Origin of the sequence: Streptomyces sp. ME19-01-6 (genome assembly GCF_033793745.1) — a bacterium.
Classification (GTDB): Bacteria; Actinomycetota; Actinomycetes; order Streptomycetales; family Streptomycetaceae; genus Streptomyces.
In genome coordinates this window covers 1-8,140 of record NZ_JARAXF010000075.1, presented here as the reverse complement: position 1 = coordinate 8,140, position 8,140 = coordinate 1, and the positions used below count along the sequence as shown (strand labels likewise).

The 8,140-nt window shown below is 73.7% G+C and carries 2 protein-coding genes; both read left to right on the top strand.

What is annotated here, in order from left to right; genetic code table 11:
• Positions 1-6,303: SDR family NAD(P)-dependent oxidoreductase (locus PV419_RS52525; RefSeq protein WP_319701188.1), on the top strand; the 6,303-nt coding region annotated here is incomplete at its 5' end.
• 7 nt (positions 6,304-6,310) lie between these two features.
• Positions 6,311-8,140, top strand: a 1,830-nt coding sequence (locus PV419_RS52520) for a type I polyketide synthase (RefSeq protein WP_319701187.1), incomplete at its 3' end; no start/stop codon positions are given.

Sequence of the window (8,140 nt, the reverse complement as noted above, 5' to 3'; positions counted from 1 at the left end):
AGTTGGGGCAGCGGGCAGCAGGGCGCGTACGCGGCGGCCAACGCGCACCTGGACGCGCTCGTCGAACGCCGCCGCGCCGAAGGCCTGACCGGCCTGTCCGTCGCCTGGGGCCCCTGGGTCGGCGTCGGCATGGTCGCCAGCGACACCGCATCCTCCTTCTTCCGCGACCGTGGTCTGGGCGCGATGGCGCCCGACGCCGCGCTGCGCGTGCTCGGCGACGCCCTCGCGCAGGGCGACTCGGTGCTCACCGTCGCTGACATCGACTGGGTGCGGTTCGCCCAGACCTTCACCGCCCAGCGGCCCAGCCAGCTGCTGGTGGATATCCCGCAGGTGGCCGAGGCGCTGGAGGAGGGCGCGCGGGCCGGGGCCGACAGTCCGCTGCGCCGCCAGGTGGAGGCCGCCGCGCCGGCCCAGCGGCGGCAGGTGCTCTCGCAGCACGTGCGGGCGCTGGCGGCGAGCGTCCTGGGCCACGCCGGTCCCGACGCGATCACGGCGACCCGCCCGTTCAACGAGATGGGCTTCGACTCCCTGACCGCCGTCGAGCTGCGGAACAAGCTCAGCTCCAGCATCGGCCTCCCGCTGCCGACCACCCTCATCTTCGACTACCCCACCGCCGACGACCTGGCGGGCTACCTCCTCTCCGAGATCTCCGGCGTCGAGCCCGGCACGGCCCCAACCCACCTCCACGCGCTGCCCGCCGACGCCGGCGACCCGATCGCGATCGTCGGCATGGCGTGCCGCTTCCCCGGCGGCGTCTCCAACGCCGACCAGTTGTGGGAGATGGTCGTGGCGGGCACGGACACGGTGGGCCCCTTCCCGACCGACCGCGGCTGGCACCTGGACACGATCTACGACTCCGACCCCGACCGGCCCGGCACCAGCTACGTGCGCGAGGGCGGATTCCTCTACGACGCGACGCGGTTCGACGCGGGCTTCTTCGGGATCTCGCCGCGCGAGGCGCTGGCGATGGACCCGCAGCAGCGGCTGCTGCTGGAGACCGCGTGGGAGACCTTCGAGAACGCCGGGATGGACGTCGGCACGCTGCGCGGCAGCAACACGGGCGTCTACGCGGGCGCGACCATCTTCGACTACCTCTCGATCGTCAACCACTCCAGTGCCGACGTGGAGGGGTACATCGGCACCGGCAACATGGGCTGCATCGTCTCGGGCCGGCTCTCGTACGCGATGGGCTTCGAGGGCCCGGCCGTGACGGTGGACACGGGGTGCTCCTCCTCGCTGGTCGCCCTCCACATGGCGGTGCAGGCGCTGCGGGCGGGGGAGTGCTCGCTGGCCCTGACGGGTGGCGTCACGGTGATGGCGACACCGGGAGGGTTCGTGGAGTTCTCGCGGCAGCGGGGGATAGCGAAGGACGGCCGGTGCAAGCCCTTCGCCGCCGCCGCCGACGGAACGGGATGGAGCGAGGGCGTTGGTGTGCTGCTGCTGGAGCGGTTGTCGGATGCGCGGCGGAACGGGCACAGGGTGCTGGCGGTGGTGCGGGGTTCTGCCATCAACCAGGATGGCGCGTCGAATGGCCTGACGGCGCCGAACGGGCCTTCGCAGCAGCGGGTGATCCGGCAGGCCCTGGCCAACGCCGGGTTGTCGGCCGCCGAGGTGGACGCGGTCGAGGCGCATGGGACGGGCACCACCCTCGGTGACCCGATCGAGGCGCAGGCGCTGCTGGCGACGTACGGTCAGGGGCGGCCAGAGGAGCGGCCGTTGTGGCTGGGGTCGATCAAGTCGAACATCGGGCACACGCAGGCCGCCGCCGGGGTCGCCGGCGTGATCAAGATGGTGCAGTCACTGCGGCACGGAATGCTCCCCGCCAGCCTGCACATCGACGCCCCCACGCCACACGTGGACTGGAGCAGCGGGGCTATCGAACTGCTCACGGACGCAACCCCGTTCCCGGAAGCCGGGCGTCCGAGGCGGGCGGGCGTCTCGGCGTTCGGGATCTCCGGGACGAACGCCCACGTGATCGTGGAGGAGGCACCGGAAGAGGAGGAGAGCCGCGAGGCCGTCGAGTTGCTGCCGCTGGGCGGTGTCGTGCCGTGGGTGGTGTCCGGGCAGTCCCCTGACGCGCTGCGGGCGCAGGCGGCGCGGCTGGCGGAGTTCGCCCGTGCTTCGGATGCGGAGGGCGAGGCGGTCGGCTGGTCGCTGGTGGCCAGCCGGTCGGTCCTCGACCACCGCGCCGTCGTCGTCGGGCGCGACCGCGACGAACTGCTGACCGCGCTCGACGCCTTGGCGGGTGGCGCGCCCTCGGGCGCCGTCGTCACCGGCACCGGCGCGGCTGCCTCCGGCGGAGCCGGTCCCGTTCTCGTCTTCCCCGGTCAGGGGGCGCAGTGGCGGGGGATGGGTGTGGAGTTGCTGGGTTCGTCGCCGGTGTTCGCGGCGCGGATTGCGGAGTGTGAGGCGGCGTTGGCGCCGTTTGTGGACTGGTCGTTGACCGAGGTGCTGCGCGGGGAAGGGGACACTGATCCGGCGCGGGTGGATGTGGTGCAGCCGGTGTTGTGGGCGGTGATGGTGTCCCTCGCGTCGGTGTGGGAGTCGTACGGCGTTCGTCCGGCGGCGGTGGTGGGTCACTCGCAGGGGGAGATCGCTGCCGCTGTTGTGGCGGGTGCGCTGAGTTTGCTGGACGGGGCGCGGATCGTGGCCGTCCGCTCCCAGGCGTTGCGGGCGTTGTCGGGTGGTGGGGCGATGGCGTCGCTGGCTGTGGGCCAGGCGGAGGCGGAGGAGTTCATCGGCGGGCGTGCGGGGGTGGGGGTGGCGGCGGTCAACGGGCCGTCCTCGACCGTGGTTTCCGGTCCGCCGGAGGCGGTGGCTGAGGTGGTTGCGGCGGTGGCGGCCACCGGTAGGCGGGCGCGGGTGATTGATGTGGACTACGCGTCGCATGGTCCGCAGGTGGATGAGATCGCCGACGATCTGATGGCGCTGCTGGGGGAGGTCACGCCGCTCGACACCACGGTGGCGTTTTACTCCTCGCTGACGGGCGGGCGGATCGAGACCTCGACGCTGACCACCGCGTACTGGGTGGACAACCTCCGCCACCAGGTCCGTTTCTCCACCACCGTCGAGGCTGTACTCGCGGACGGCTACCGGGTGTTGATCGAGGCAAGCCCGCACCCCGTCCTCGCCGTCGGCGTGCAGGAGACCGCCGAGGCACTGGACGTTCCGGTCGCCGTCGTCCCCACGCTGCAACGCGACCAGGGCGGCCCCGCGCAGCTCGCCCGCGCCCTCGGCCAGGCGTTCACCGCCGGACTGCCCGTGGACTGGAAGGCGTGGTTCGGGGTGACCGACCCCGCCGCCCCCGCCCCGCCCCTGCTCGACCTGCCCACCTACGCCTTCCAGCGACAGCGCCACTGGCTGATCGCCGACCGGACCGGCGAACCCACCGAACTGGGCCTCACCAACCCCGACCACCCGCTGCTCGCCGCCGCGATGCAGCTCGCCGACGAGAACACGCTGGTGCTCACCGGCCGCCTCTCCCGCGAGACCCACACCTGGCCGTGGCTGGCGGAACACCGTGTCGGCGACAGCGTCCTGATGCCGGGCGCCGCCTTCGCCGACCTGGCGCTGCACGCCGCCGCCCGCGCCGGCTGTGACCACGTCTCCGAACTCACCCTGCACGCCCCGCTCGTCATCCCCGACGAGGGCGCCATCCACCTCCAGGTCACCGTCGGACCGCCGAGCGAGAACGACGAGTCCGGCGAGCGGTCCATCACCTTCCACTCCCGGCCTGCCACCGGCCTCGACGGCGACGAGGACGAGGCGGCGTGGACGCGGCACGCCAGCGGCACCCTCGCGACGCGCCCGGACGACGCCGCGCCCGCGCCCGAGCCCCTCGACGGCGTCTGGCCACCGGCCGACGCCACCCCCATCCGGCCGCCCGTGCCCGAGCCGGGCATCGCCGGGCTGTGGCGGCTCGGCGAGGAGCTGTACGCCGAAGTCGCGCTGGACGATGCCGAACGCGCCGACGCGACGGCGTACGGCCTGCACCCCGCGCTCTTCAACGCCGCGCTGCGGGCCGTTGCCCTCGGCGCGGAGCAGGGAGCGGAGGGCCAGGGCGGCGACGACGAGGAGGAGATCGTTCTCCCCTTCTCCTGGAGCGGGCTGCGCCTGCACGCGGTCGGCGCCACCGACCTGCGGGTCCGCGTCCGCGTCAGCGCCGACAAGGAGCTGAGCCTGGCCACCGCCGATCCCCAGGGCGCGCCGGTCGCGACGCTTCAGGCGCTGGCCATGCGCCCGGTCAGGCTCGCGGAGCTGCAGCCCGCGGGCGGCGGCGCGGAACGCCGTTCGATGTTCCACCTCGTGTGGGCACCCCTCCCGGCGCCCGCCCTCGCGCCGCCCCTCCCCGACCTACGGATGGCGGTCGTCGGGGCCGACGCGGACGAGCCGCTTCTCGGCGTCCTGCCGGACACCACGCTCACCTGCCCCGACCTGCCCGCCCTCCGCGAGGCGATCGCGGACTCCGGCACCGCTCCCGAGCTGATCCTCGCCGTGGTCCCCGGCTCCCAGGACGCCGCCGAGCGGACGCGGGAGGTGACCGGCTCCCACCTCGCCGCCTTCCAGACGTGGCTGGCGGACCCGGTCCTCAGCACCAGCCAGCTCGCGCTCGTCACCCGGGGCGCGGTCGCCACCCACCCCGGCGAGGACGTACCCGACCTGGCCGCCGCCGCGCTGTGGGGTCTGGCCCGCAGCCTCCAGTCCGAGCAGCCGGGCCAGCTCGTCCTCCTCGACCTGGACGACAGCGACGCCTCGCTCCGCGCCCTGCCCGCCGCCCTCGCCGCCGCGTTCACCTCCGACCAGCGCGAACTGGCCCTGCGCGCCGGCAGCATCCACGCCCCCCAGCTCACCCGGCACCCAGCCGGCGATCCCGAGCCCACCGCCGCCGACCCCGAGCTCCCGGCGTTCGACCCCGACGGCACCGTGCTGATCACCGGCGGCACCGGCGCGCTCGGCGCCGTCATCGCGCGCCACATGGTCACGCGGTACGGTGCCCGCCACGTCCTCCTGGCCAGCCGCCGGGGCGCCGACGCGCCCGGCGCCGCCGAGCTGGCCGCCGACCTCACCGACCTCGGCGCCCAGGTCACGCTGACCGCCTGCGACATCGGCGACCGCGCGGCGCTGACCGCCCTGCTGGCGGCCGTCCCCGGCGAGCACCCCCTCACGGCGGTCGTGCACACGGCGGGCATCGTCAAGGACGGCATCGTGCAGAGCATCGCCCCCGACGAGCTGCGCGAGGTGCTGCGCGTTAAGGCCGAGGCCGCCTGGCACCTGCACGACCTGACGCGCGGGCTGCCCCTGTCGATGTTCGTGCTCTACTCCTCCCTCGCCGGCGTCATCGGTGGTGCGGGACAGGGCAGCTACGCCGCCGGGAACACCTTCCTCGACGCGCTGGCACACCACCGCCGCGCCCAGGGTCTCCCCGGCACCTCGCTGGCTTGGGGCTACTGGGAGCAGGACACCGGCATGGCGGGCCTCAAGGCCGTCGTCGCCCGCAACGCGCGGATCGGCGTCAACGGCCTCACCCCCGAGGAGGCGCTCGCCCTCTTCGACGCCGCCGTCGCGGGCGGCGAGCCCTTCCTCGTCCCGGCCCGGCTCGACCTGGCCCGGATACGCCGCCACCCCCGCAGGAGCGAAGTCCCGCTGGTGCTGCGGCACCTGCTGCCGAACGCCGCCGCTCAGGGCGCCGCCGGCGGCGTGCGGTCGGCGGCGTCCCCCGGCTCCTTCGGCCAGACGCTGCTCACCCTGCCCGAGGCCGACCGGCGCCAGGCCGTGCTGGACATGGTGTGCGGCCACGCGGCGGCAGTACTCGGCCACGACAGCGCGGCCGCGCTCCAGCCGGACCAGAAGTTCCGCGAGCTGGGATTCGACTCGCTGACCGCTGTCGAACTCCGCAACCGCATCAACGCGGACACCGGGCTGCGGCTGCCCGCCACTCTCGTCTTCGACCATCCCAGCCCTGCCGCCATCGCCGCCCACCTCCACGAACGCCTCGCCCCCGACGGGGAGGCCGCAGCCGCCTCGCTGCTCGCGGAGCTGGACCGGATCGAGGCCGCCCTGGCGGGGGTGCTGAACGGCGGCGACGGGGAAGAGCGGCAGCACCACCTCGCCATCGCCGGGCGGCTGCAGGAGCTGGCGCACAAGGCGGGCGCCGCGTCGGCGCTCTCGGTGGCCCCCGACCACGACGACCTCGGCACGGCGACCGACGACGAACTCTTCTACGTTCTCGACGAACTGAGCGGACTCCACGGCGGCGGCGCCCGGAACCACGCGGACAACGGCGACACCTCCCGACGGGACTGAGGGCGACATGGCGGACACCGAGAAGACCGAGAAGCTCCGTAACTACCTCAGGCAGGCGACCACCGATCTGCGTCAGGCGCTCGGAGAGCTGAACGACCTGAAGGAACGGAACCGCGAACCGATTGCGATCATCGGGATGGCCTGCCGTTACCCCGGCAAGGTCGCCTCCCCCGAGGACCTGTGGCGGCTCGTCGCCAACGAGGTCGACGCCATCGCCAGCCCGCCGGTCGACCGGGGCTGGGACCTCGACTCCCTCTACGACCCGACCCCGGGGCGTCCAGGCAAGAGCTACGTGCGCGAGGGCGGATTCCTCTACGACGCGGGCGAGTTCGACGCCGGCTTCTTCGAGATCTCGCCGCGCGAGGCATTGGCGATGGACCCGCAGCAGCGGCTGCTGCTGGAGACCGCGTGGGAGGCGTTCGAGCGGGCCGGGCTCACCCTGGACGACGTGAAGGGCAGCAGCACGGGCGTCTTCGCCGGGATGAGCGTGCACGACTACGCCGCCCAGCTCAGCGAGGTGACAGAGGAGATCACCGGCTACCTCGTTACCGGCACGGCGGGCGCGGTGCTCTCGGGGCGGTTGTCGTACGCGCTGGGGCTTGAGGGCCCTGCGGTGACGGTGGACACGGCCTGTTCGTCGTCGCTGGTGGCGATCCACATGGCCGCGCAGGCGCTGCGGGCGGGGGAGTGCTCGCTGGCGCTGGCGGGTGGGGTGACGGTGATGGGCACCCCCGGTCTCTTCGTGGAGTTCTCGCGGCAGCGGGGGCTGGCGGCGGATGGGCGGTGCAAGTCGTTCGCCGGGGCCGCGGATGGTACGGGGTGGGGTGAGGGCGTTGGTGTGCTGCTGCTGGAGCGGTTGTCGGATGCGCGGCGGAACGGGCACAGGGTGCTGGCGGTGGTGCGGGGTTCTGCCGTCAACCAGGACGGTGCGTCGAATGGCCTGACGGCGCCGAACGGGCCTTCGCAGCAGCGGGTGATCCGGCAGGCCCTGGCCAACGCCCGCCTCGCACCGGGCGACGTCGACGCGGTCGAGGCTCACGGGACGGGTACGACGCTGGGTGACCCGATCGAGGCGCAGGCGCTGCTGGCGACGTATGGGCAGGGGCGGTCGGAGGGGCGGCCGTTGTGGCTGGGGTCGATCAAGTCGAACATCGGGCACACGCAGGCCGCCGCCGGGGTCGCGGGCGTGATCAAGATGGTGCAGGCGATGCGCCACGGCGTGATGCCCGCCAGCCTGCACATCGACGAGCCGAGCCCGCACGTCGAGTGGGAGGCCGGGGCGGTGCGGCTGCTCGACACGGCCAGGCCCTGGCCAGAGGCCGAACACCCCCGGCGCGCGGGCATCTCGGCGTTCGGCGTCGCCGGCACGAACGCGCACCTGATCGTGGAGCAGGCGCCGGAAGAGGACGAGCCCCGAGCTGTTGAGCTGGCGCCGGTGGGTGGTGTGGTGCCGTGGGTGGTGTCCGGGCAGTCGGCCGAGGGGCTGCGGGGCCAGGCGGCGCGGCTGGCGGAGTTCGCGGGTGACTCGGCCGCGGACGCGGCGGCGGTGGGCTGGTCGCTGGTGGCCAGCCGCACGGCGTTCGATCAGCGTGCCGTGGTGGTGGGCCGGAACAGCGGCGAACTGGTCTCGGGCCTGGAGGCCCTGGCCCAGGGGATGCCCTCCGGTGCGGTGTCGACCGGCGAGCGCGTGGTGACGGCCACGGGCCGGGGAACTGGCGCGGTGTTGGTGTTTCCGGGGCAGGGGGCGCAGTGGCGGGGGATGGGTGTGGGGTTGCTGGGTTCGTCGCCGGTGTTCGCGGCGCGGATTGCGGAGTGTGAGGCGGCGTTGGCGCCGTTT